We start from the raw sequence: 26,374 nt of genomic DNA on the forward strand, positions 1-26,374 counted from the left end.
GAATAAATCAGGTTCGGCTATGCAGTAGGAATGAAAGACAAAGTAGTATTGATTACGGGCGGCACTTCGGGTATTGGCCGGGCCTGCGCCATTGCTTTCGGGCAAGCCGGCGCCCGCGTGGTAGTTACCGGCCGCGACGAAGCGCGCCTCCAGGATACGGCGCGCGAACTAACCAACTTAGGCATCACGTACCGCACCATCCGCGCCGACGTAGGCGTAGAGGCCGATTCGGCGCGGGCCGTACGGGAAACCGTGGATGCTTTCGGCCGCCTCGATGTGCTGCTCAACAACGCGGGCATCAGCATGCGCGCCCGGTTTCAGGATGTGGACCTGAGCGTGATTGAGCGGCTGATGCAAACCAACTTCTTCGGCACCGTGTACGCCACAAAGTTTGCCCTGCCGCATCTATTGGTCAGCAAAGGCTCCGTGGTTGGCGTGAGCAGCATTGCCGGCTACCGGGGCCTGCCCGGCCGCACGGGTTATTCGGCTTCCAAGTTTGCTATGCACGGCTTCCTAGAAGCGCTACGCACCGAGTTGCTGCCGCAAGGCGTGCACGTGCTGCTGGCCTGCCCCGGTTTCACGAGCTCCAACATCCGGCAAGCAGCCCTCGCCGCCGACGGCTCCTCCCAGGGCGAGTCGCCGCGCGACGAGCAGAAGATGATGAGCAGCGAAGAAGTGGCCGGCTGCATCCTGGAAGCCGTGCGCCGCCGCCGCCGCGACCTAGTACTCACCAGCCAGGGCAAACTCACCGTCTTCCTCAACAAATGGCTCCCCTCCCTCACCGATAAGCTAGTCCTCAACCACTTCCGAAAAGAAGAGAAAGGTGTGTTGTGAGGAGGTGAGTTGAGGTGACAGGTAACACGTGACAAGTGACAGGTGATAGGGGACAGGTAAAGAGGCAAGTCAAAAAGAAATCTGGCCCTTGGCACGTGTTTTCTCCTTACCTGTCACGTGTCACCTCTTACCTCCTCACCCAACACCTCACTGCACCAACAGTAGATCTTGGACTCGGATGTAGGCGTCTTGGCCTTGCCATTGCACGCGGTACCAAGTGTCTTGTTTGCCTTGCACCAGTAGCCGGTCGCCGGCTGTGGCAGTGGTAAGCCAGGTGGCGCCGGCGCTAGGTCCACTCATGAGGGCGGCACGGGAATGAGCTACCAAGGCGGCGCGCTCGGCACCCATAAAATTGAGGTAGGCTACTATCAGCAGCAGGTAGGTGCCGTACGCCGTCCACCACCCGCGCGCTATAGTACGGCGGCGCAACAGGAGCAACGTGCCGCCCACCACGGCTCCGATGAGCAGGCCCTGAAGCCCTAGGTAGTAGTAACGCCGAAAGGTGAGGAGCAGGTCTTCGCGCCAGGTTTCGGGGTAGCCGGTCAGGCGCCGGTCGCGGGCGAGGGCGGCCATCTTGCGCCAGGTGGAAAGGCGGGGCTGCCGGGCCTGGGCCATGCTCAGGTAGTAGAGCGCCGCCGGATAATGCCCTAGCCCTTCCTGCACGTAGGCCATGCGCAGCAGCATGCGGTGCGAAGCCTGATGCTGTTGTCGCAGCACTTGCCGGTACAGCTTGTAGGCTGGTACGTACGCTCCAACCACGAAGGCCGAATCAGCCCGGACAAGCTCGGAAGTAACTTTTTGGGCGGTAGCAAGTTGAGAAACCAGCGCCCAGAATATTAGGAGGAGGAAGAGTTTTTTCAGCAAAACGTTTGGAGCGTAGAACCCGACCGGCTACTTTTGTGCCACAATCAGCAAAGCAGCCGCGTTTTGCTGCAAAGTAACCGATTCTGTAGCTCAGCTGGTAGAGCAATACACTTTTAATGTATGGGTCCTGGGTTCGAATCCCAGCGGGATCACCAAATACGTATCAAACGTAAACAAAAAGCCCCAGGCCGTACGGTTTGGGGCTTTTTGTTTATACCTAATGCATTCGTTTAGAGCTAACGAAAAGGGACACATACATTGCTATGAGCACAAATTAGATTTTTAGATCAGTCTACTAGCAATGTTGCCCTTTGAGGGCACAGAAGCGGCGGCTTCCAGTTGATTCTCTTCATTGCCAGTAGTCCACTTTCTTTGGTGTGAAGTTGCAGTAGGCACCAGAAAGTCCGCCCAACACTAAGCGGTGTTGGGCGGGCGAAAACAGAAGGAGAGTACGCTATTTTGATACGGCTACTCGCTTCGTGGTGGAGCCGCTTGCGTGCTCGATACGGACGAAGTACAAGTCGCCGCCGTAGGGGCTTAGGTTGATTTCGGTGGCGCTGAGGTTGTTTACCCGCTTGTCCAGCACCGTCCGGCCTTGCGGAGTCATAACGACAACCCGCGTCATCTTATGGCCGGCGCCAGCTGAGAGCCGGACGGTTCCTTGTGTTGGGTTAGGGTGAGCCGTGACAATGGAGACCGCCGCTTCATCCGGTGCCACTGCGGCGGTAGCTACCCGCGCGATAATGCCCGAAAACTCCCAGCGGCCGATGTCGGGGAGGGAGCCGCTGTAGGACAGGCCCACCGCAACGCCCCGGTCCACCACCAAGCTGCCAGCCGAAGCGGGCTGGTAGTACGTGTCCCAGCGGCTGCCCGTGTTCCTGAAGCCCGGATTGCCCAGCAAGTTGCCGGGTCCCTGCGCGGTTTGGCCGAGGTTGAAACCGGCCTTTTGGGAGTCGGGGTGATACTTTAAGTTGTGGGTGAACGAGACGTTGCTGCCGCGTTCCACGTCGGCGCCTTCGGTGTTGAGGAACACGTTGTTTTTCACGTCCACCCCGCTGGCTGCCGTCAGGACCAGGGCATTGCCCAGCCGGTCGAACACGTTGTTGTAGATCTTGATGTTGTTGGCATCGTCGGGCACAAACACGGCCGCGCTGCTGCCAAACCCGAAGGCGGGCGTACGGGCCACGTTGGCGAAGATGTTGTTGTGCACCGTCACGTCGTGGTTGGCCACGTTGCCGCCCCAGGCAGTGCCGCCCCAGATAGCAATGCCGAAGCCTTTGTCCTGGAAATAAGAGTCCGAGATTTCCACCCCACTCAGCGCCGACTCAATAGCCTCTTTGCTGCTAACGCCATCCTGATCCACCATGCGCACGTTGCGTACTTTCAGGTTGCTCGGATGCGCGCTAGTGGGCTGGTAATCATTGAACCCGGCGTGGTTGACGAAGGAAAGCCAGGTGTTGCAGTCGATATTATAGATTTCGTTGTTGTAGCTGAAATTCCACAGCTCAATCGAAATGTCTTCGCCCCACAACGGGTCCGACTCGGGTACCCGAATGGTGCAGTCGTGCAGCCGGACGTTGCGAAAGTGCCCGACGTGAATGAATTTGATGCCGTAGCCTTGGTTTTCATTCACCGTGATATCGTGGATGTCGGCCCCGTCTAAGCCGCCCAGGCAGAGGTTGCCCAAACTTTCCCCGTCGATATCGGCCCCGGAATTGGTGAAAGTGCAGTTATACACGGATGTGTTTTGCATCCATTTGCCTTCCGGTATCGGCACCTGCCACCACATATCACCGCGCGTAAATACGGCGCCGCGCTGCTGAAAATTCTTGAACGACACGTGGTGCATCGTCACGTTGTTGCGGTTGAGCACCCACACGCCCGCTTTGATGGTTTTACCGTGCCCATCCAGCGTGAAGCCGCTTAGCGTTTGGTTGCCGTCGGCGGCCGCCACCATCTGCGCCGGGGAGCCATAGTAGACTTTGTCGCCGGGGTAGCTGGCCGACAGGAGCTGAATCAGGCTGCCTTCGGGCCGGATCTTCCACCCGCTGCCCTGGTCGACGTTGGGTGCCGGAATGGCGCCGTTGGATGTCACGATGGTAGAGGCTTCGCCCGCACCCTGAATATTAACGCCCAAGGGCAAAATGGTGGCCTCCGTTTCGTAATAGGTGCCCGCGTTCAAATAGATGGTGTTGCCTTGCCCGGCCGGCACTTGCGTGGCCGCGTAAGCCAACGTTCGAAACGGATTGCCCGAATCGCCACGGCCGGGGCTGTCGGTGCCCGAGGTGGAGACGTAATAGGTGCGGCCAGTGGTAGGGGTTGATGAGGTGGGCAGCGTGGTAGAAAGTGCATTGCTGGGAATGATAATGCGGGAGCCGCCCGGCGTCTGCCACGCCACGGAGAGGTTGTCGCCGCCGCCGTATTCTTTGTGCAGCGCCTCTACGTAGTAATATTTGCCGGCTTCTAGGGTGATACTAGCTGAGGTCTGGGAGCTGTACTTACCCCACTCTTCGGGGTTGGTCCAGCCCGAAAACGCCGCAATTTTCACTTTGCTGCCCGCCGACTCGTTGGTGCTGAGCCACAGCTCGCTGTCATCGTCTCCGGCGAGCCAGAAGGTGTAAGTGCCCGTGGTGGGCGCTACTAGGTAGCCTTTGATGCGCTGGCCGTAGCTGTCGCCAAACTCGCGCGGGGCGTCGAAGGACGTGAGTAGGGAACTGCCGGATGGGTTGTTGGGGTAGTTGCCGTTGTTGGTCAGGTCGCTGATGGCGGTGCCGGGAATGCCGGTCCAGTACTCCCGCAACAGCTTGCCATCGCCTTGGGCTACGGCGTCAAACGGCATTTTCAGCAGCCCACCTATGGTGAATGCCGCAAAAAAGAAGAGCTTGGTTGAGTAGAAGTTTCTGCGCATAAGGTGCCTAGGTTTGGTTGTGGATGGTGGACGAAATTTCATTAAACAAATCCGTTATCATTCTCTCAATTGCACCACCACGACTCTGCTGATATTTGCTAAAGCATATGCGGGCGGCTGGGTATGAGGCTTACTGATTTGCTAAAAAGGATGTTACGTTTAAGGTATACAAAATTTGTAATAGAGTAGGAGGGGCTTTTCGCCTAGTTCCTAATGGAAGAAAATGTGTAAAAATAAAGAAGGCATGCCAACCCAAGCCGCTTAGAAAGGCTTGCGGTGAATGGATGAGCTGGAAGCCAGCACAGCTTGGCGTTTCTCAGAAATCCACCTGAAATATTTCAATGCGGCGGCTGAGTTGAGTGTTCCAAGTGCTTTACTTGTGGTCGAGGCGGTGTAGCGAGAGGCGCCCGTTTTCCTCTAATAGCGCAAACTGCTGCCGGTCGACGGAAGGCATTATGGCTAACAGGGTGTCACTCACAGGTATCGAGCGTACTAAGTGCAGGCCGTCGGTACCCAAGTGATACAGCCGCGCTTCCTTCTCCTGAGTGATTACGAGGTGCTCGGGCCCAACGAAGCGCAGATCAGAAGGAGACACACTGCTACCAAGCGGCTGCAAGTTGGGCGCGTTGTGTACTGGGCGGGAAGGCTCCCACAACGCGCACTCTTCGGAGGTGACGGCCGCCAGCCGGAGAGAGGAAGAATAAGGCGAAACCACCAACTGATAAATCGGCCAATCGATATAGTAGACACGACAGCGTTGGTCTTCGCCGAGCCATACCAGCCAGTTATCGGTGTAGGTGTAGTACCCGCCCTTGCGGTAAAGCAGCTCAAAAGGCCAGCCACGCTCGGGGCCATCAAACGCGTCTTCTGTGATAGAGAAGTCGTAACTCAGAGGCGCTAGTAACTTCCCCTCGGCCGAGTAGGGCTGCACCGTTATAGTCTTTTCCTGCACCTGCGCCGTGGCTATTCCGCCGTCGGGGAGCAGCGCCACCCGCGTGGGCCAGGCCGGTAGCCAAGCGGGGCACTCCACCGTCAGGGCTTCAGTGAAGTACTTGTTTTGGGGCAGGTGCTTGGGTTCTAAAGCCAGAGTTTCCGAGGTGCGAATGATGATGCGCGTGGAGTGTTGCTCGTCGGCCACCAACACTACGCTCACATTAGCTTCTACCGGTGCCGGCCACGAGTAGTATTCCACGTTGCCGTACCAAATGCCGCGCGCCAGATGCAGCTTGTTGTGGCGGACACCCACGGCCAGCCACTGCTGCCCATGCGACACGGCGTTTTTCCAATGAATAGAAGAGTCCAGCGGTGGTGCTTGCAGCTGAAACGTGGGGGCGCCATCGGTGGGGAGACGCTGGCGGATAGTGGCGTAGCGGCTACAGTCGGCCGCGATGAGCCGGTCGTCGGGCAGGAAGTGGTGCAGCAGCGACAACGCGGTGGAGTTGCTGGTTCGCTCTTCGCCACTGATAACCTCGTACGCCACCTCGCGCGAAGCTTCCAGCAGCGCCGGCTCCGGGTGTTTCTTCGTGACGGCCACCAGCACTTGCAGCAGCGGCCCGCGCCGCGCCGGCGGAGTGTGCTGCTGGAAAACCGTTCGGACGTGCCCGCTCAGGTCGGCGTTGGGCGTGGCGGCTACCACGTCGAAATACTGGCTGAGGCAGGTTTCAGCTTGTTTGGAATGGGCCCAGCCATCGAGCAATATCTGCTGCGCCTGCGATGGACGCTGGAGCTTATCGGCCAAAATGCGGGCTGCTTGCGGATGGTCGTGGTTGTTGAGGAATTGCTCGGTGCCACGCTCGTAGTGACGGATGGCGAGAGTTTCCTGTTCGAGCTGGCGGTACAGGTCCCCGGCTTTTTCGTGTTGCTGCTGCTCGGCAAACAGTTCGGCTGCTTCCAGTAGCAGGCCGCCGCGTTCCAGACACTGCGCTGCGGCGGGCAGGTTCTGAAGATGGTCCCGGTACAGGGCCGCAGCTTCGCGGAAGAACCCGCCTTCTTCCAGCACCTTGGCCGCCGCGTGGTAGTCGCCCAGCAAATGAGCGTGGATGTAGGCAGCTTTCTTGTAGCGCCCAGCCTCTACCTCCTGGCGGGCGGCGGCCTGGTACTGCTGCTGCAAGTCGAAACGATATTTGTCCAGATTCCAGACATCGGCCCGGCCTCCTCCGCCGAGCAGGCTGGGGTTGAAATCGGTGGGGCGTTGGCCCAGGCGGTCCGAAGGCGGGGCCGTTCCGCGGTCCTGGTAGGGGCCGCCGAGCGGAATGGCGTATTTGAGCGCCTCTTCCATGTTTTCGCCGAACAGGCGCAGCAGCCGTTCCAACTCGTCCTGTCTTTTCTTCTCCAGGTCTTCCGCTCTCGTGTGCAGCCACTTTTCCAGCCGCCGGAGCGGGCCCTGCTCACGGGGGCCAATCTGCTGGGCAGAATGGCTGGCACTGGCACCCGCACCAGACCTACCATTGGCGCCAAAGCTAGGTCTGTTTTTCCCTAGCAGGGCGGCCAAGCGCCACACCAGCAAAACGACCAGCAGGAGTAACAGTGAAAACCAGGGAAACCTGCCATTGCCAAATAAGAAGCTGAACACCCAGGAGAGGAATATGCCGGCAAGAACTATTCGGCATAATATGACGAGTACGTCGGAGAAGAAAGGGGCGATGGCCGGATGCTGACTGCTTCGTCCAGAGGATTTCTGCAATCGACTTAGCACCGACAAGCTGGTTTTTAGCAAACGCAGACGAATATTATCCAGCAATTGTTGACCACGGCCGGTTCGTGTTTCGGCCAAACCTGGCAGTTGCGCTAGCGGCGTGGTGCCTACCTCTTGCTGCATGTCCTGCACCACTTCCGCGGCCGTGGGCGCTTGCACCCGAATGCGTTGCAGCCGGGGTTTAGGCGCCCGGCCCGGCTGGGCCCAAGTCCAATCCGTAGCGCGGGGCTCGCCGCAGTCAAGCAGAGTGCCCAAGTCAAGCTCGTCTTGGGTATCGAAACCGACCAGGCCAATGCTGGGGTGCCAAAGTTGCCGCGGCCATAGCAGGCTGCGCTCTAGCTCGGTGGGCGTAGTAACTGGCCACAGCGTAGCCCGGACGGGGACGTACAGCTGCCCGGCCACCGCACCGTAGGGTTCCAGCACGTCGGGCGGGAGCGTGGCCCCGCTAGCGGCCACTACAAACAAGCCTGCGGGCTCAACTGAGCGGATGGATTCTGGCACCAGGTAGCAACTCAGCTGCTCCAGTGGCAGTCCCCAGCGCTCAAGCTCGCGCAGCCATGCCGCCGAATCGGTGCCGCGCAGGAAGGCGGCGCAGGCCGGGCGTTGGGCCGCCGGGTGGTAGCGTAGCGTTAGTTGCATTAGGCGGACAGGGCGGTGATGAAGCGTTGAATATACTGCTGGTAAAACTCGGTAGCCGGCACGCGTCGAAACGGTTCGGGGCCGGTGAAGTAGTCTGGGCCGCACACGGTACCATCGGAGGCCCAGGCGGCGGAAGCATGCTGACCGAGAATAAGGAGCAAGGTGATTTCCGGTACCTCGTGATTGGCACTACGCAGGTGCAGCAGGCCGCGCGAGTCGGCTACGGCGGTGCTGCCATTGGGCCAGCTGAAATGACGAGAATACACCCGCTTGTTGGCAGAAGAAGGAATAGTTTGCGTGAGCATGGCATGAATCGGCTGTCGCGGCGTGTGTTCGAGGTGAACTAGCCGCAACTCCTGGGTCAAGGGCCTCAGGGCACTCACGATCTTAGTCTCATGCCCGTCAATCAGCAAAGTTTGTTCATCAGTAATGCTCAGGTGCTCCACGCGCTGGAGCACGTTATAGCCGCTGTTGATGTGGCGCTTGACCTCGTTGCGAGCAATGTATCTTTGGGCGCTTCCTTCAAAGAGGCCACCATGATCCGCGAATAACAGGCGGGCTCGGCAGTCGAACAGCATTATGTGGGCGCCAAGATTGGTCTTGCTGTGGCCAAAACGGAGGTAGAAACGATCCGAAAAACAACCAACCTCCGTCAGCGGCTCCGACTGTTGGATTCCCGGCGTCAGGTCAATCCGTTCCACCGAGTTGGTGTCGGTGGCAAATTCATAAAAAATCAACTGCCTGGACCCGGGATTAACCAGCACGTACACGGTGGCCTTGCCATCGAAGGCGAAATGGTACTGGCCCGACTCGATAAAGGGCAGCAGTTCAATAGCGCCTCGGTCCTTATTGGGGCAGAACAGTACGCGCTGCACGTTGGTGACGCCCAGAGCCCCGAACTGCGGGTGGAAGAAGGTAGTTTTCTCCGACGGCCGCATGCCCGTGGATGGGAAATAGAGCGGTGATGGATTTTGCGCCAGATAAGCGGGCTCATCGGGCGAGTTTCCAGGAAATACTGTTGGAGACGAGACCACAGGAGCGAAAAGCAGCTGGTTCAGGTCGAAACGGCTGGTACTGACTAGGGTGCGGTGTCCATTCTGCAACTCGTGGAGCTGCAACTCGCCGTTGCGGTCCACCGTCAACAGGAACCGCAAGGTACTTTTGACCTGAGCTAAAGCGGCGGCAAATTCCGGTTGTGCCAGTAGCTGCGCGTCGGTAATGAGCAGGCAGTCGGTGGCGGCAGCGGCGGGGGAGCCGGCAAAGGCTTGCAGGCTGCCGCCGGCGTGCGGGGCCATAGCGAGTTGGCTCAACGCCTCGACCACCCCATCCAGCGACTCTAAATCAATAGAAGCCGCCTCCTGGCCACCGAGCGCATAGGCCACGACACGGGAACGGTGCCGCGGCTGTTGGGCGTGGCGGGCCCAGGCCAGAGCAGCGGCCAGGGCAAAGACCCGCGGCACGCCCCACATGCGCAAAGTGGTATCGAGCAGAATGGTGTGCGGGCGCACGTCCTGGGTGGGCGGGGCTTCGCGGCGCAGATACAAGGCTTCGTTGTTCACCAGCCGGGCCATTAGGGCCAAGTCGTCGTGGGCCAGTTCGCTGAGCAGCAGCCGGTCGAAGTTGCCCCGGTTGGTTACATCGGCTACGCCGCCGAGGGGCTGTTCGCTGGAAGCTTGGGCGTGCAGCGGAATGTGCAGGGCCGCAACCAGGCGCTGCGTGAGGCGGGCTAGGCCCGCCGTGCGCGGATTTTGGAGAAGCTGGTCGAGCAGGTCCGCTGAGGGCTCTTCGGGCAGCGGCGCGGCTGGCAGTTCCAGCAGCGGCTCCGGCACCTGGTTCACGCCCGCGCGTAAATGCAGCGCCAGTTGGCTGGCAGTAGGAAAGCACTGGAGGGCGCGGTCCAGGCACAGCAGGTCGGTGAGCAGCTGCTCGCGGGTGGCCGGGGCCGCCAACACCGCCAATTCGGTGTCCAGTCGGCCGCTGGTCCACTCCTCCAGGGCGCGGCGGCTGTGGGCCTGCACAATGTCCGGCATCATTCGCTTCGAAGCCGCTTGGTTTTCACTTTCGGCGGCCTGAAATACTTCCCGAAATAAGTGCAGCTTGCGCGGCCCGGTGCGCAGTTCACGCGGCAAGGCGTGCACCACATCCATAAAGCGAGTGGCTACCGTGAGCCGGAAACTCAGTTCCTCGCCCCGCCCGCTGCCTCCGCCAACGTACTTCGCCAGGCCTTGCAATACGCCGCGCCCCCCAGATTCCGGCCAGCCATCGGCGCAGGCGGCCAGCAGCAGCAGCACCGCCCCCAGCGGCGGAAGCCCGTCAGGTACGAGCGTATCGAGAATGACCTGCAACTCTTCGCAGTAGCAGATAGTGGCGCCATCCTGCCATTCCACGATTTCCCGGCGCTCTGCCCAGCGCCAGAAATAGTTTTCCGGAGCCTGGAAGTAAGCCAGGGCCAGTTGCGTAGCGTTGCGAATTAGGATGTCAGCCATGCAGGAAGTGTTGAGCAGTCAAACGCACGGCCCCACGGGTGGCGGGCACGAGGTGCGCCAGCGGAACCAACTCCCAGCTACCCTCGGCGGCAAACAAAACCAGGGAATCAGCTGAAGGGTTAAGCCGCTTACCGAGCAAAGGAGCCAGCAGCGGCGCTTCCAGATCGTAGCCCGCGGGCAGCAGCAGCTCGGCTTGCTGCCAGTATTCCTGGCCGGGCACGGGCGGCAGCGGCGCACCAAGCAGTAGCACCCGCTGCTGAGACGAAGCCGCAAAGCGCAGGCCGCGCAGCCGGATTTCGGGAGCGGTTTCGGCGTAGGCGCACCAGGCCGCGAGGGTGGTTAGCAGTGCGTCCCCTTCCGCCGCGCGGGTCGAGGGCACGAGCCGCACGTGGTAGCGCGGTGGGTGCTGGGCGGGTAGGGCGGCGGTGGGCAGCTCCAGCGGCACAAATTTCTCGATGGGCTGCCAGGTCAGCGTTGGCAGAGTTGTAGTGGGCGTCTGGCTGCCGGTGGGAAAAAGCCGGTTCTGCGCATCCAGCAAGTAGGTTGCCACGGCAGGCAGCGCGCGCATCACTACGGGCAGCTCGGCCGTGGCATCCAGACCACGTAGCCACAGCTCCTGGCTCTGGTGGACGCCCACGCGCAGGCCGGGCAGCGTCCGCACGCCGCCTAGAGCGTCCCGGTCGTGGGCGGCTAGTACCACTACGCGCTCGGTCATGCTTGCAGCACTTTCTGCCAGAGCGCGTCGAGCGGCTCTTGCACGTAGCTGCGCTGCACCTCGTTGCTGAGCCACTGGGTGCGGCCGTGCAGGTAGCGCAATTGGTCCTTGATGACAGTGCGTTCCGCTAAAGAAGTGTCGGGCTGGTCCCACTGGGCGGTTAAGGCTGCTACTTCGCGCAGGATGGCATCGGCATCGGGTGCGTCCTGGCCGGCGGCGCGCGGGTGCTGGCCCGGCTGCTCATCGGTGTGCACCACGGCATCCACAATCCCGGCAATGATTTCGCGCTGCTCGTCGGTGTCCCAGATGTAGCGCAGCACCCACATATCGGAGGCAATGACGGTGGTGCGCTGGCAGAGCAAGGCGCTGGCGGCCAGTAGGCGCTGGAGCTTCACGGCCCGCCGGTCCGAAACGGCCACGCCGGCCAGACGCAGCTTGCTGATTAGCTCCACGTAGAGCGGGCGCACGGCTTGCAGGTCCACGGTCGGAACGGCAGCCTGCAAGTCCAGCACTTCTTCGGCCGTAATACTAGGTGCGTCGTCGCTGGCACGGCGTTCGAGCTGCCAGCCAGCTTCCAGCACTTCCGACAGGGAGTCGGGCGCCACGTAGTCGCAATGCACTCGGACGAGGAAACGGTCGAAGAGGGCGCGCAGAGCTTCGTCTTCGGGCAGATGGTTGCTGGCGCCCACCATCAGCAGGGCCGGCAGCGGCCGGGTTTCGCGGCCCCGGCGGAATATCCGCTCGTTAAGCACCGTGAGCAGGCTATTGAGGATGGCGCTGTTGGCGTTCAGCAGCTCGTCGAGGAAGATGAGGTTGGCCTCGGGCAGCATGCCTTCGGTGTTGGTCACCAGGTCGCCTTCGCGTAGCTTGCGGATGTCGAAGGGGCCAAACAGCTCGTTGGGTTCAGTAAAGCGCGTGAGCAAATACTCGAAGGTCTTGCCCCGCAGACGCTGGGCCAGGCCTCGCACCAAGGCGCTTTTGGCCGTGCCGGGCGGACCGAGCAAGAAAAGGTTTTCGCGGCCCACCAGGCAAAGACACATCAAATCGATGACGTCGTCTTTGCCCACGAAGGTGGTTTTGAGGTGGCGAGCTACGCGGTTGAGCTTGTCAACCAGCGGCCACGGCGCGGTGAGGGTGGTTTCCATCAGGGAGCAAGGAGGGTGAAGGCCTGAAAGTCGGGCCAGAGGGTGGCGGCGTGGCTGCCAAGCGCCGCATGAATAAGGGGCGTGAGATGGGGCTGGCTGGCGCGCCGCTGGTCTTGAATGGCAATAATACGGTCGAGGTATTCCTGCCGCAGGGATGGGTGAGCCAGCAAGGTTACTTCGGCCGCCGCATCCCCCGGCTCCTGCCCCACAAACGACAGGGGCCACTGCCGGGTCGTCGCGTGCAGCCGCGCCACCAGGGCATCACCGGGGGCCAGACCTTTGGCCAGCCGCAGCAGGTCGGGCAAGTGCCGGAAGAGCAAGTCGGCGGAGTACATAACCTCGGGCGTAACTTCACCTGGAAAGTCGCGCAGGTGCTCCTCGATAACCGCTTCGTCCAGCTCACGCACCACGGTTAGCTGCATGGTGTAGTACAGATAGCCCGCGGCCCACAGCGCGGCTGAGGCATCGAAAGCCGGAGCAACACCGGGCAGGGCCAGGGCATCATCGGCATGATAGGCCCGCAACAGGCTTTCGGCGGCCTCAAGATCAGCGGCTTCGAAAGGCGCCGGATGGCCGGTGATGAGGACATCGCCGGTGGTCAGTAAGTCGTTTAGAAAATCAGTCAGCAGCACAACTCAACAGCAGATAAAACAAGAAAGCGCAGCACGTGGCGACAAGCAATAAAAGACACTAGCAGTGGACGTTAAAAACACCTTACACGCGGCCTCTAAAGTAGGATATGTCTGGGCCAACTCATAATTAGAGCGGTTTCGTGGTCGGTATCCATTGCGTTCCGTAGCCCATGGTTTAAACCCTGGGTTAGTGAGAGGGCTTGGTAAATATCCTGTTCTGGAACATGCTGTAACTCAAGTGGCGAACCGCGAAGGACCAGATTTTCGTGATAATAGCTCATGCGGCGAGGCTGTAAAAAACGACCGTGTAAAATTTAAAAGTTTTACACGGTCGTTTTTTACAACCTCGCTCTACCCCGCCCGGAGATACGGTATAGCGGCTCGTATTGGCAGTTTGGCAACAGACGCTGTTTACTGCTTAGGGTCAATATCCTCAATAACCCAGGCCGAAGCATTGAGTGTAAGCTGCTCCCCAGGCTGGTAGGTGCGCCCGGCGGGCAGGGCCAGGACGAGCGTATTGCTCTCACTGCCAACTCGGAGCCGGACCTGATTGTCGGGCAGTACTTCGACGACGATGGCAGTCAGGTGCAGCTGCGCCGAATCGGGAGCCGCAGGCAGAGGAGGGGCATCCTGGCGGATGCGGCCAAGGTCCAACTCGATTACCCGGTTGGCCAAGGTGCGTACTTCCGCTGGGTCGTGGCTGACGAGGACGGTGGTTAGGTTGAAGTGACGGTGCACCTGGGCCAGAGCCTCTTGCAGGCGTTGGCGGGTGGGGTGGTCTACGGCCGAGAGTGGCTCATCGAGCAGCAGCAGCTTGGGGCGCCGGGCCAGAGCGCGGGCCAAGGCCACGCGCTGCTGCTGGCCCCCGGAGAGCTGGTGCGGGTAGCGGTGGGCCAGGGCTTCGAGGTCAATTAGGGTCAGCAGCTCCGGCACGATGGCCGGGTCCTGTGGTTGCGTTAGCGCGAAGGTCAGGTTCTGGCGCACTGTCATGTTGGGGAACAGGGCGTAATCCTGGAAAACGAAGCCAATAGAGCGGCGCTGGGGCGGCAGCCACAGGCGCTGCGCACCATCGTACCACGGCTGCGCATCGGCGCGGAGGAAGCCGGCATCGGGGCGGGTGAGGCCAGCCAGCAGGCGCAGCAGCGTGGTTTTGCCCGCCCCCGAAGACCCACATAACGCCACGAACTCGCCGGGCCGAATGGTGAGGCGCACGTCCAGCGTGGCAGGGCCGGCGGCGGAGAGCAGCGCTTTGACGAGGTGAAAATCGAGCATCAGGCGGCGCGGTTGGCCAGGCGTTTAGTAAGCCAGGAGAGTAGCAGCAGCATGCTTAACGACAAAACTACCAGTACCAGCGCGTAGGCGTTGGCCTGCTGGTACTGCTGGCTTTCCACCGCGTCGTAGATGGCAATGGAGGCCACGCGGGTCTGGCCGGCAATGTTGCCGCCTAGCATCAGCACCACCCCAAACTCCCCGATGGTGTGCGCGAAAGTGAGGACGATGCCGCTGAGCAGGGCCGGCTTGCAGTTGGGCAGCAGCACCCGCCACAAGGTGGTCCAGCGCGACTTGCCCAGCGTGGCGGCGGCTTCGGCCAACCCAGGCGGCAGCCGCTCAAACCCCGCTTGCAAGGGCTGCACCATGAAGGGCAGACTATAAAACAACGAGCCCATCAGAATGCCCGCGAAGGTGAAGTTGAGGCTGAGCCCCAGTGTATTGATGAGAAACCGGCCCAGTCCGGTGCCAGGGCCGAAAGCCAGCAGCAAGTAGAAACCTAGCACAGTGGGCGGCAACACTATTGGCAAGCCCACCAACGCCTCGGCCAGCGGCTTGAGCCGACTGCGCGAGTGCGCCAGCCAATAGGCCAGGGCCGTGCCGATGCCCAGCAACAGGAGCGTGGTGAGAGCCGCCAGGCGAAACGACAGCGCCAGCGTCTGCCAATAGTCTTGCAAGAGAAGAGGCGCTAACGGGGTAGAGTGAAACCGTACGCCTGGAGTACCTCCCGGGCTGGCGCACTGGCAATAAAGGCCGCAAACTGCGCGGCGGCTGGGTGCTTAGCGGCGCCTTTCAGCACCACGAAGCTTTGCTCTAAGGGCGTATACGCCTCCTGCGGAATCAGAAAGTAGCGGCCCTGGGCTTGCAGCTCCGGGCTTAGGGCCAGGGCCAGCGCGATGATGCCGGCATCGGCGGCGCCGCTGGCGGCGTAGTTGGCGGTTTGGGCAATATTTTCGCCCATGACGAGGCGGTCCTTCACCTTATCGTAGAGCTGGTAGTGGCGCAGGGCCTCGGCCGCTCTTTCGCCGTAGGGGGCGTGGGCGGGGTTGGCAATGGCGATTTTACGGACCCGCGGATCGAGCAGGGTGCGGAGGCCTTGCGGGGTGGGGTCCAGGGTTTTGCTCCACAGCACTATCTGGCCCGTGGCGTAGGGTACGGGGGCGGCGGCCGTCAGGCCCTCGGTTTGCAAGCGGCGGGGGTAGCTGGCATCGGCCGAGAAAAACACCTCAAACGGCGCGCCCTGGCGGATTTGCTCGTAGAATTTGCCCGAGGAACCGTACGTCACTTCCACCCGCACCTGGGGCTGCTGCTGGCTAAACACGGCCACCAGCGAGTCCATGGCGTAGCGTAAATCGGAGGCGGCGGCTACTTGCAGAGTGGTAGGAGCGGCGGCTTGTTCCTGGCTGGGCGCGGAACAGGCCGCTAGGAGCCATAGGCTAAACAGAGCCGGCAAAAACCGGGCTAGACGGTGCATAGAAAAGAAGTTTAGCGTCAAAGATAGGCGCGCTAGGGCGGGCAACTCGCGGCCAATTAGGGCAGCATCACCACCTGCATGCTCGTCACCTGCCGAATCCAGCGGCCCGGCTTTTTCTCACCGGGCACAATCACCTGCCACGGGCCGGCATTGGCGGCTAGTGGTTTTCCGTCGCAACGGTCGGCCAGGATGATAGTGCGGGTAGCGAAGTTAGGGTCGAGTTCGGCCAACGCGAAGAAGACCTGGTAGTTGTCGGCGGCGGTTATTTTCAGGGCTTTCAAGAACTCTTTGCCGTGCAGCTTATTGTCGGCCACGGCGCCCGAGGCGTCGAGAATGGCGCTGAGCGGGACGCCGGAGTAGCTGTGTTCCTGGCCCTGCTTGTCCTGGGCTTTCACAGTCACGTGCGGCTGCTTGGCCACCTCCGCCGCCGACCAGCTCAGCGGCCGAGCCACGGCGCCCGTCACCGTAAGGTTGGCTGTTGGGGCAGTTTGCGTCGGAGTTTGCGCTTGAGCAACCAAGCTACTTAGCAGCCCGAGTAGCGCGAAAATGAACACGTTTTTCATATCAGAAACAAGGAAACAAAGCCGAGAAAGCCTGCAAGAAGCTCAGATAAAGCATCGTGACAAACGATGCCTCTGACCCAAGTAGCAGACTAGACGCGAGGTAAAGAGGTGCGTTATGTTTTCAAATGTATAACGTGATGCGCACTTAGACTCTATTGCCGCCCTTGGAGTAGGGGTACTAGGTGGCATGCAGCTTCGGTGGTAGCAGGAACAAACTGTTAGGTTTGGTTCGAGCACCAAGGCCTGCCCGTAACATCAGAGCCAGCCAGCAGTGCGCTTGGCACAATGCTGACTGGCTCTGATATATGCTATTTCCGGCGCCTCGCTACGCCCCTTGTAGTAACGTGACGAGGGTCCATCTGGTGCACAAAAGCGGCTTAGTGCTGCACGCTTATCCGCCGCGTGAGTTGCGTGCCGGCGCCTTGCAGCGTTACGTAGTACAAGCCGTTAGGCAGACCGATCAGGTTCAGCTTGGTAGCTTGGCCCGCATCCGTAACGTGGTGCGTCCGGACGGTGCGGCCGTACGCATCGCGCAACGTGAGCGTCATGTTTTGGATGCTCGCGTCCGATTGTACATTCAACTCCGCGGTGGCCGGATTGGGGTAAAAAGCCACGTTCAGGTGTTGGCCGAGGTGGTTCTTTACGGGAGCGGTGCGGCTCGCTACAAGTCTGCTAGAAGTACAATCACTAGCGTCGCCGCTCACAGCTTTCACGTCGTCGAGGGCGCGGCCAATGCAGCGCACCACGGTTTGCATGCGGGCCTGATTGCCTACCCGACCAACCAGACCAGCTGCCAGCTGCCGCAGGGCACACATTTCGTTTTTGTAGTTGGCCAGCCCTGCCACATTCATCCGGTCGCGCAGGTAAACAGGTGGGCCCGCGCTGTTGCTAATCAACGGCTCCAGGCTGATGATGGTGGTGACGCCCGCGTTGTTGTAATACGCAGTTTCAGCGCCGAGAAACACGTTCACCAGGTCGTCCAGGGCCGCGGCATCGGTAGGGGCATACGTGTCTTGCAGAATCTGCCGCAGCATGGTCTGCCACGAACCCGTAGGATTGCTCTCAACGGCTGCTACCAGCTTCATCGAGACTTCTTCGCCGGGGTTAGCCAAGGGCCGCATGAAGTTCTCCACCGCCCGGCCGCCATCGGCGTGCAGCTCTTGTAGGCCGGTAGCAGCGTAGCGCAGGTTGGGCAAAAACCACCGTTCCCGGTCCCAGTGTTGCGGCGGCTCATTGAAGGGGCCGCCCAGGGTACCGTAGGCACAAGGCGCGATGGCCGTGGCCAACGTGCGCCGGTAGTCGCGTGAGGCCAGCCCGCCAATGTCCCCAACGTCAATCAGGTAATCGGCATTGCGGGTCATGTTCACCACGCTCTGTTGGTTGACCGGGTTGCTAATGCCGAGGCCGTACCCGTTGATGCCAACAATCTTGCCGGGGTAGGTCCGCTTGATGTAGCGCGCCACCGAATCGTTGATTAGGGCGTGGTAGTCGATGTCGCTGAGCAGGGCATCTTGCGGACCGCGGCAGCGGCCTTGGTCGGCGCTCTGCAAGCTCACGCCATCAATCGGAAAGCTGAACACGTAGTCTATCACGCGCTTCTGCCAGTACCAGCTACGCGGGTTGGAGGCGCACATGGCCGAGAAGTTGTTGCCGTCACTCAAACTGGGCTCGTTGCGAATGATGGCCTCAAAACCCCAGCTGTATACTCCCAAGCCCACGAAGACCTTAATGCCTTGGTCGTGCGCTTTCTGAATCAATTCGCGTACCTGTTGCACCCGGCCCGCATCAATAGTATTCTCAACGTCCAACGACCATTCCCGGGAGGTAAAGAAGCCCCAGATGGTGGTTTCATTCAGCCCCACATCCTTCATGGTGGCGTACGTTTGGTCGTAGTCGCTCACCAGTGTGGGGTCGATGCGAATAGACGGCCAGGTGTCGTTCGGGCGGCCTTCCGAGGCCAGGTCCCGCAGCCAACCCAAGTAGCCGCGATGCACAAAGGGGCCATCCGGGATGGGTGAGGGCGGCATCACGCCTCTAGCGTTGGGTACAAAGTTTACGTCGCGGAAGTAGTTACTGCTTGAATAGGAACTGGTAGGGAACGTGCCCACGTCCCCAAACACCCCATTGGCGCCGTCGGCTATCGTGCGCACCGGACCGTTGCCTACGCTGCTGGTTAGCCCGGATGCCGTTAGGGCAAACAACGAATTGGTGTTTACTGACACCACATAGGTCGTGTTGGCGGCCACGTTCAGCGGTTGGCTGAGCAAGGCTTCCTGCCAGCCCGCGTCGGTTTCGTTGCTGAAATTTACCTGGTCCAGCAACTCCCCCGTGGCCGACCACACCCGCCCGATATGCCCGCCCGTTTCGCCCGGCGACTTCCAATAGCGAATACCGTGCACCGCCCCAGCTACGTCGGTCGTAAATTTTGTTCCCAGCTCGTAGGAGCGATTGTCGGATGCGGCGCTGTTGGCGGGCTGCTGGGTAGTAAACAGCGTAGCGGGCGTAGCCCCGAACAGCACATCGCGGAAGTAGTTGCTGTTTGAATAGGAGCCAGTTGGGAACGTACCCGCGTCCCCAAACACGCCGTTGGCCCCATCGGCTACGGTTTGCAGTGGACCGTTGCTCACGCGGCTGGACAGACCCGAGGACGACATGGCGAAATGCGAATTGGCATTCACTGATACCACGTAGGTCGTGTTGGCACTCAAGGCCCGCGGCGAGCTCAAGTAAGCTTCCTGCCAGCCCGAAGCCGTTTCGTTGCTGAAATCAACTTGCGCCAGCAAGTTGCCTTCCGCCGACCACACTCGGCCAATATGCGGGCCGCTCTCACTCGGTGACTTCCAGTAGCGAATAGCCCGCACTGAACCCGCAGTTACAGTCGTAAATTTGGTTCCTAGTTCGTAAGAGCGGTTGTCGGACGCAGTGGCATTAGCCGGGGTTTGGGTCGTGAAAATGGAGGTTGGAACCGTGTTCTGGGCAAGCAACAGCCGGCTCGCCAGCAGCAGTCCCAGCAACAGTCGCCAGGGCGTAGCCGCCCGGAGTGGCCCGAAAGATTGAGGCAAGGAAAATTTCATACGGAAGGAATAAGAAGCTGAAAAATCAAAGTGAGGATGTAAGACTGAAGAGCAGAAGAAACCAAGATGTTGGCCGCGCAACCAAATCCTTTTGTCTGCTTAATTTGCTCCAAACCTAAAACCGGTCGCTGAGCCTCGCAGCAAATGCGAGGTCCAGCGGCCGATTTAGCTGCACCTGGCAAAGAAGGCGCTTAGTGTTGCACTACCACCTTTTGGGCACGAGTGCTCTTGCCCAGTCCATCGACAGTCAAGTAGTGTAATCCATTAGCCACTTCCGTCAGGTCGAGGGTAGTTGTAGAGCCGGGGGTGCTCACCTTCCACTGCTTCACTATCCGGCCCTGCGAGTCGGTCAGACGCACGGTAGCACCGCGCAGCTCGGTGTTAGCTTGCAGAGTGAAAGAGTTCGTCACGGGATTGGGGTATCCCACCACAGTTAGCTTCTGCTGGAGCAGACGCTTTGGGGCCGCGTCGCTGATGGCGGCCGAGCGAGCCGCACTGGCCGCCGGAAGCGGCAGCACCTCGATGGCGCAAACCTGGGGGTTGTCAATGGCACCCCGCGTAAACTGGAGGTTGATGAAGCCGCTACCACGGGAGCTTTGAGCCGTGGTGACGAACTCCTTCACCAGCGCCTTGTTGGGAGCACCGGCTTCGGCCACGATATCGAAATTGGTGAGCACCTGTTGGCCGTTGATGTCTACGTTGAACTGGCGCTCGCCGGGCTGGCGGTAGTAAATCTCGGCGAAGTGCAAGCGCACGAGGTAGCTGGTGCCTGGCTGGTACGTGGGCGTGCCGCCGAGTTGCGTACCAGTCAGCAGGTACGAAATGTTGGGATTGCCGTAGCGCTCGGTTTGGTACACGGCCTGCGGGGCGGAATTGGCTACGCCGGTGGTGTCAATAAATGCTGTGGTGGCGTAGGTGAAGTTCGTGCCATCGGCTGTGCCTATGTCTGCGCCAAACCGGCCGGCTGCGCCGCCGCCGGCGTTGAAAGCCGCCAACGGTATGCCTGTGGCGGGCAAGATTTCGATGCCGCTAATGGCGGGCACGTCGCCGGGCTGCGTGGCGCCGGGCCGGCTCGAAAACTGCAACGCAATGGTGTTGGCGCCGTCGCTGCCCGCTTGGGCTACGACCACAAACTCCCGAACCACTGCTTTATTGACGCCGCCCGCCGCGGCCACGATGTCGAAGTTGCTCAGCACTTGCGTGGCTACCGAGCTGGCGCCCACAAACACATTGAACTGCCGCTGACCGGGCTGCGTGAATTCGATTTCAGCGAAATGCAGCCGCACCAGGTAGCGCGTGCCGGCTTGCAAACGCGGTGTGCCGTCGGAGTTGAGACCACCCAGCCGGTAACCGAACCGCTCGCCCGCCCGCTGGGTCTGATATACAGCGGCCGGAGCAGCCCCCTGCACGCCGGCTACGCTCACCGCGGCCGTCGTAGAAATTGTCGCACCGGGGGCGTTGCCGTTAAATCCGAAGAAGGAGTTATCCGCTTCGAATGTACCCTGGGCCGGGCCGCCCGCATTCACGGCCAACACGGGTGCGACCATAGTAGGTGGTGCAGGAGGGGCCGGGCTAGCCACGAACACCACATCGCGGAAGTAGTTGGTGTTCTGGTAGGTAGTAGTCGGGAATGTGCCAATCTCACTGTAGGCACTGCCCGTGCCTTGCGTGCCAAGGTAGCCGTTGCTGACGGCCGGGTTCAGCCCGCCTACCGTGGCTACGTAATGCGTGTTGGTGTTGACCGAAACCGTATACGTAGCGCCGGCCTCAATGCGCAGAGGCGTAGCCAGCGCAACTTCCTGCCAGCCCGATGGAACGGGTAAACCAGGGCTAGGCGCAACAGGCTCCGTAAACGTTGCCTCGGCTAGCTGCCCGCCCGTGCCCGACCAGATACGGCCCACGTGCGGGCCCGATTCGGAAGCGGCCCTCCAATACCGAATGGCGCGGATTTCGCCGCTCGTGCTGGCCGCGAAGCGCGTTCCTAGCTCGTAAGAGCGGCTTTCGGTGAAATCGAGCAAGGTGGGCTGCTGCGGAATGAAGAGCGAGGCTGGCAGTATTTCCAGGCCGCTCAGCTTGGGGTTGTTGGCCGCGCCTTGGGTGAAGTTCAGGGTGATGTTGCCGATGTTGCTGCCCCGCGTGCGGCGGGCGGTGGCCGTAAACTCCCGCACCAGCGCCTTGTTCGCCCCACCCGCTTCGGCCACAATGTCGAAGTTGGAAAGTACCTGTTGGCCGTTAATGGAGAGGTTGAATTGGCGCTGCCCCGCCTGGTTGAAGTAGATTTCAGCGAAGTGCAGGCGCACCAGGTAGGTTACGCCCGGGGTCAGGCGCGGGCTGAAGTCAGCATTGATGCCGGCTATGGTGTAAGTAAACGAGGTGCCCCAGCGCTCCGACTGGTACACAGCCTCCGGAGCCGCGTTGCGCACTCCGGTCGTACTTACGGCCGCCGAGGTACTGTACGTCTGGCCGATGTCGCCGCTTTCTATGGTGCCGTAAGACGTATCGTCGCGGAAATTACCCACGGCCGCGCCACCGGAATTTTCGGCAATGATGGGCGTAAGAGGCGCGGGGTTCTGTGCTTGTAAGGCGAAGTGGCACAGCCAGCTCATGAGCAGTAGCATCAGCCGCCGCGTGGTGCGCCACGACCCGCGGGCAGGCGCAGACAGAATGGGAGGAGTAAGCAGAGTTTTCATAGGTTGGTGGATTGGTGGTTAGGAAAGTGGATTTTGGTGCTGTAGACAAACGTTTGGACGTTGGCTGCCGACAAGACTAAGTAACAGATATTAAGACATATGTACTTATATTATATGTTACTAAATATTGGCCTTTTTTGAGAGAGGCATACTCAGGAAAATCGACCGGACCTGGCAAATACGTGCCCCCTACATACTCACAATGCCAATAGCGCTGATGAAACGGCGTTTTTTCGTCTCGTGCCTGATATTTACTGCCCCATAACTCAGGCCTAGGTGATAATGTAGTTATTGGAATAAACTGAGCAGTAGAATATGCTCACGCCACCAAGACGAGGTAACGATTTCCATTCGTGGCACGCCGGTCTGGTACCAAGCGCAACAAGACCAGGCATGAGCTTCAACGAAAAAGCCGCCGCTACCTCAGCAAGGTAACGGCGGCTCTAGAAAAGGTGTAGCGCGAAGCTCCCGCTTCGCGCATCGTTGCTGAGGTTGAACGATTGGAACCGCGTCGTAACAACGATTGTCGTGCAACGATACGCGAAGCGGGAGCTTCGCGCTACAACCTCTCAACTATCAAAATAGCCTCCGCAACGCCCACAGACTCCAGACTATCACCATCAAACCCACGCCCACGAACATCCAGCGCACCGGAATACGGCCGGCCAGGCGGGCGGCCAGGGGCGCGGCGGCAATACCACCCACAATCAGCCCCAGAATAATCTGCCAGTGCGAAATGCCCAGCGTAGCGAAAAACGTAACGGCGCTGGCAAACGTGACAAAGAACTCCGCTACGCTCACCGATCCTATCACGTACTGCGGGGCCCGCCCACCCGCTATGAGTGTACTGGTCACGAGTGGGCCCCAGCCGCCGCCCCCAAAGGAGTCGAGGAAGCCGCCCGCTGCCGCCAGTATGCCCAGTTTCTTGTATTTCTTCCGCGGGCCGGGTTTAGAAAAGGCTTTGGTGAGGATGCGCGCCCCGAGCAGCAGCAGATAGATAGCTAGCAGCGGCTTCACGTAGTGGGCGTACTGCTCGCCGAATTTCGACAGCAGATAGGCCCCCGTAATGGCGCCCAGCACCCCCGGAATGAGCAGGACCTTGAACAGGCGCTTGTTCACGTTGCCGAAGCGGTAATGATGGTAGCCGGAAGCCCCGCTGGCAAACATTTCGGCGGTGTGAATACTGGCGCTGACGGCGGCCGGCGCAATGTTCATGCTCATCAAGCTGATGGCCGTAACCACGCCGTAGCCCATGCCCAGCAGCCCATCGACGAGCTGCGCGCCGAAGCCGATGGCTACGAAGAGGTAAAATGTGTCGGCGGTGGTGGCCACGTGCCACACCTGCTCCCAGGTGAAGTAGAAGGAGAGGACGTTGAGCACCACCATGATGCCAAACGCCACCAGCGCCATCGTGGCCCGGCGCCGCCACCGCGCCGCCGCCGGCGACTCGTAGGCCGGCCCCCCGGCCAGCTCCGCCGTTACGGCATTCAGGGATTTTACTTTGTGGGCGAAGTCGCCGCCGACTTTCTCCCGAATCACGGACATGCGCTGGAGCACGTCGTGCAGCTCGTTGGGCAGGGCCTGGGTGAGCATTTCGCGCAGGCGCTTGGCAATGGTGGGCGACTTGCCGTTGGTGCTGATGGCAATTTTGAGGTCGCCTTTCTGCACGATGGAGCCCAGGTAAAAGTCGCAGGCCTCGGGCGTGTCGGCCACGTTGCAAAGCAGGCGCTGGCGCGAAGCCGCCGCCTTAATATCCAGATTCAGCGCCTTGTCGTTGGTCGCGACGATGACGATGTCGTGGCCGACGAGGTCCGTGACCTGAAAGGGCTGCTGCCGGAGCTGCACGGCCGGGTAGTTGCCGGCCAACGCCAGCAGCTCCGGCGAAAACCACGGGGCCACCACCGTTACGGCCGTGGCCGGGCTGTTGTGCAGCAGCGCCGAAAGCTTCTCGTGGCCCACCACCCCGCCGCCCACCAGCAATACATGCAGCTGCTCCAGCTTCAGAAAGACGGGAAAAAGCCGGTTGGCGCCGCCGGGGGGCGGTTCCGGCTGGGGCAGGATGTTGTTGGAGAGAGGCATGGTGGAGGTTGGTTGTGGAATGGTAGAACTGAGACATGAGAAGTGAGATATGAGATGTGAGAAGTGAGACTGTAGGACATGAGATGGACGTCAGCAACGATTCAATTTCGTTGGTAGTCGTCCGTCTCATATCTCATGTCTCATAGTCCCATGTCTCATATCACATGTCTCACTTCTCATGTCTCATAGTCTCACTTCTCACTGATGAAAGTCGAGGCCGTGGGTGGTGGGCTGCACGTAGCCCTGGCGCACTACGAAATCACCGAAATGTTCCTGGGGCTGGCGGTTTTGAGCATAATCGGCGAAGAGCGGGGTTAGTTCGGCCACGATGCCGTCTTCGTCTAACATTTCCTTGTAGAGCTTGTTCAGCCGCTCCCCGTTGAAAGCGGCGCCGAGGTACAGATTGTAGCGCCCCACGGCGCGGCCAACCAGCCCAATTTCGCCCAGGTAAGGCCGGGCGCAGCCGTTGGGGCAGCCCGTCATGCGCAGCACAATGTCGTCGTGGGTGAGGTTGTAGGTGAGCAGTACAGCCTCCAATCTATCCAGAAGTTGCGGAATATACCGCTCGGCCTCCGCAAAGGCAAGTGAACAGGTGTTGAGCGCCACGCAGGCCAGCGCCCCCCGTCGCAGCCCCGACGCCGTGGAGCTGTCCACAGTCACGCCGTGCTCGGCCAGCGTGGCCAGCACGCTCAGGCGGTGCTCCGGGGCCACATTGGCCAGAATCAGGTTTTGATTGCCGGTGAGGCGGAAGTCGCCGGTGTGGAAGCGGGCAATGTCGCGCAGGGCGGTTTTGAGGCGGTAGCCGGGCCGGTCCAGCACCCGGCCTCCTTCCACGAACAGCGTGAGGTGCTGGGCGCCATCGGGGCCGATACTCCACCCGAAGGCGTCGCCGGAGCTGCGGAACTGGTAGGGGCGGGCCGGCTCCAGCGCGAAGCCCAGGCGTTGGTCCAGCTCAGCTTTAAACACATCCAGCCCCACGCGGTCCAGGGTGTACTTGAGGCGGGAGAACTTGCGGTTTTCGCGGTTGCCCCAGTCGCGCTGGATGGTCACTATCTTCTCGCAGACGTCCACCACGTGCGCCGTGGGCACGAAGCCGATGATGTCGGCCAGGCGCGGGTAGGTGTCGGGCATCCCGAACGTCATGCCCATGCCGCCGCCCACGGCTACGTTGAAGCCCAGGAGCTTGCCCTTCTTCTCGATGGCAATGAGGCCCAGGTCGTTGGCGAAGATGTCGGTGTCGTTGTGGGGCGGCACGGCCAGCGCGATTTTGAATTTGCGCGGCAGGTAAGTCTTGCCGTAAATCGGCTCGGCGTCTTCCTCGCCCTCGTTCGGCACACTGCTGTACTTCGATTCCCCGTCGAGCCACAGTTCCCAGTAGGCCGAGGTGCGCGGCGTGAGGTGGGTGCTGATGGCCTTCGACACCTCGTACACCTGCGCGTGCACCTTGGACTGGTACGGGTTGGGGTTGAACATCACGTTGCGGTTCACGTCGCCGCAGCCCGCTATGCTGTCCAGTAGGGCATCGTTGAAGCCCCGGATGGTCTTTTTGAGGTTGCGCTTGAGCACGCCGTGGAGCTGGAAGGCCTGGCGGGTGGTGAGCTTGAGCGTGTGGTTGCCGTAGGTGTCGGCCAGCTCGTTCATGCGCAGCCACTGCTGCGGCGTGGCCACGCCGCCCGGCACCCGCACCCGAATCATGAGCGAGTAGAGCGGCTCCAGCTTCTGGCGTTTCCGCTCGCTGTCCAGGTCCCGGTCGGTTTGCTGGTAGGAGCCGTGGAATTTGATAAGGTGGGTATCGTCGGGGTTGAGGGCGCCCGTGAGCGGGTTGACGACGCTCTCGGCCAGCGTGCCGCGCAGGAAATTGCTGGCCGCCTTCACGTGCTCAACTTCGGAGAGTTTCTGATTCTGTTCCATTACTAGGTAGTCGGGAGGAGGATTATTGCGAGATGCCGCAGGGCGGCAAAAGGAGGAGGCAGTTGTGTGGTCAGGGCCAGGAGTACCAAATAAATTTCTAGAAAATCATTTGGTACTTCTGATGGTCGTCGTGTAGAGTACCAAATGATTTTTTAGAAATTTATTTGGTACTGGGGTTCCATGCCGCAGCACAAGCCTTCGATGGTGCAGTTGGGGACAAACTGGTTTTGGCGGTAGGCAGGCGCACACTTGCCTGGGTGTAAGCGGAGATAATGCTGATGAGGAGCAGCAGCAGAAGTAGCCAGAAGGACGCATAGTATTGTTTCATAACGGAAGAATTGGAATGCTGAAAAGAGAGGGCTAGAAGGATTAGAAACCAGCTCCCCTCCTTGAAAA

General features: G+C 60.5%; 17 protein-coding genes and 1 tRNA gene. 2 read left to right on the forward strand and 16 right to left on the reverse strand.

Features of this window, described 5'->3' with window-relative positions; genetic code table 11:
- Positions 1-30 precede the first annotated feature (30 nt).
- Positions 31-834: an SDR family oxidoreductase gene (locus tag ACYSMN_RS01395; protein ID WP_488922040.1), complete on the forward strand. Its 804-nt coding sequence runs from the start codon at positions 31-33 to the stop codon at positions 832-834.
- 147 nt (positions 835-981) lie between these two features.
- Here the strand turns inward: ACYSMN_RS01395 and ACYSMN_RS01400 are convergent, their stop codons facing one another.
- Positions 982-1,698, reverse strand: a complete 717-nt coding sequence (locus ACYSMN_RS01400; protein WP_488922041.1) for an SH3 domain-containing protein — start codon at positions 1,696-1,698, stop codon at positions 982-984.
- A gap of 79 nt (positions 1,699-1,777) precedes the next feature.
- Between ACYSMN_RS01400 and ACYSMN_RS01405 the strand changes: the two genes are divergently transcribed.
- Positions 1,778-1,853, forward strand: a tRNA-Lys gene (locus ACYSMN_RS01405).
- A 299-nt stretch (positions 1,854-2,152) separates the two neighbouring features.
- Here ACYSMN_RS01405 and ACYSMN_RS01410 read toward each other — a convergent pair.
- From ACYSMN_RS01410 to ACYSMN_RS01480, 15 genes are all read right to left on the reverse strand, one after another.
- The gene (locus tag ACYSMN_RS01410; RefSeq protein WP_488922042.1) at positions 2,153-4,606 is read right to left on the reverse strand and encodes a PA14 domain-containing protein; all 2,454 of its coding nucleotides are present in this window, start codon (positions 4,604-4,606) and stop codon (positions 2,153-2,155) included.
- A 373-nt stretch (positions 4,607-4,979) separates the two neighbouring features.
- Positions 4,980-7,940 (reverse strand): hypothetical protein, encoded by a 2,961-nt coding sequence (locus ACYSMN_RS01415; RefSeq protein WP_488922043.1) that lies wholly within the window; start codon positions 7,938-7,940, stop codon positions 4,980-4,982.
- Positions 7,940-10,426, reverse strand: a complete 2,487-nt coding sequence (locus tag ACYSMN_RS01420) for a hypothetical protein (RefSeq protein ID WP_488922044.1) — start codon at positions 10,424-10,426, stop codon at positions 7,940-7,942. The genes ACYSMN_RS01415 and ACYSMN_RS01420 overlap by 1 nt, the downstream gene beginning before the upstream one ends.
- A complete protein-coding gene (locus tag ACYSMN_RS01425) occupies positions 10,419-11,141 on the reverse strand; it encodes a hypothetical protein (protein WP_488922045.1) in 723 nt (240 codons plus the stop codon). The genes ACYSMN_RS01420 and ACYSMN_RS01425 overlap by 8 nt, the downstream gene beginning before the upstream one ends.
- A complete protein-coding gene (locus ACYSMN_RS01430) occupies positions 11,138-12,286 on the reverse strand; it encodes an AAA family ATPase (protein WP_488922046.1) in 1,149 nt (382 codons plus the stop codon). Before ACYSMN_RS01430 ends, ACYSMN_RS01425 begins: the two co-directional genes overlap by 4 nt.
- The gene (locus ACYSMN_RS01435) at positions 12,286-12,918 is read right to left on the reverse strand and encodes a hypothetical protein (protein ID WP_488922047.1); all 633 of its coding nucleotides are present in this window, start codon (positions 12,916-12,918) and stop codon (positions 12,286-12,288) included. Before ACYSMN_RS01435 ends, ACYSMN_RS01430 begins: the two co-directional genes overlap by 1 nt.
- Before the next feature lie 411 nt (positions 12,919-13,329).
- On the reverse strand, positions 13,330-14,190 hold the full coding sequence (locus ACYSMN_RS01440; RefSeq protein WP_488922048.1) for an ABC transporter ATP-binding protein: 861 nt from the start codon (positions 14,188-14,190) through the stop codon (positions 13,330-13,332).
- Positions 14,190-14,864, reverse strand: coding sequence for a molybdate ABC transporter permease subunit (gene modB / locus ACYSMN_RS01445; RefSeq protein WP_488922049.1), 675 nt, complete (start codon positions 14,862-14,864; stop codon positions 14,190-14,192). Before modB ends, ACYSMN_RS01440 begins: the two co-directional genes overlap by 1 nt.
- 11 nt (positions 14,865-14,875) lie before the next feature.
- Positions 14,876-15,661: a molybdate ABC transporter substrate-binding protein gene (gene modA, locus ACYSMN_RS01450; protein ID WP_488922050.1), complete on the reverse strand. Its 786-nt coding sequence runs from the start codon at positions 15,659-15,661 to the stop codon at positions 14,876-14,878.
- A 56-nt stretch (positions 15,662-15,717) separates the two neighbouring features.
- Positions 15,718-16,224, reverse strand: coding sequence for a molybdopterin-dependent oxidoreductase (locus tag ACYSMN_RS01455; protein WP_488922051.1), 507 nt, complete (start codon positions 16,222-16,224; stop codon positions 15,718-15,720).
- Positions 16,225-16,601: 377 nt separating this feature from the next.
- Positions 16,602-19,298 carry a DUF4082 domain-containing protein gene (locus ACYSMN_RS01460; RefSeq protein ID WP_488922052.1) on the reverse strand — a complete coding sequence of 899 codons (2,697 nt, stop codon included), beginning with the start codon at positions 19,296-19,298 and terminating at the stop codon, positions 16,602-16,604.
- A 191-nt stretch (positions 19,299-19,489) separates the two neighbouring features.
- Complete coding sequence (locus tag ACYSMN_RS01465; protein ID WP_488922053.1) at positions 19,490-21,988, reverse strand: malectin domain-containing carbohydrate-binding protein; 2,499 nt, start codon at positions 21,986-21,988, stop codon at positions 19,490-19,492.
- 576 nt (positions 21,989-22,564) lie between these two features.
- A complete protein-coding gene (locus ACYSMN_RS01470; protein ID WP_488922054.1) occupies positions 22,565-24,067 on the reverse strand; it encodes a TSUP family transporter in 1,503 nt (500 codons plus the stop codon).
- A gap of 198 nt (positions 24,068-24,265) precedes the next feature.
- The gene (locus ACYSMN_RS01475; RefSeq protein ID WP_488922055.1) at positions 24,266-25,978 is read right to left on the reverse strand and encodes an NADPH-dependent assimilatory sulfite reductase hemoprotein subunit; all 1,713 of its coding nucleotides are present in this window, start codon (positions 25,976-25,978) and stop codon (positions 24,266-24,268) included.
- 160 nt (positions 25,979-26,138) lie between these two features.
- On the reverse strand, positions 26,139-26,374 hold a 236-nt coding region (locus ACYSMN_RS01480; protein ID WP_488922056.1), incomplete at its 5' end, for a hypothetical protein.

This window comes from Hymenobacter sp. M1-2, assembly GCF_057808495.1.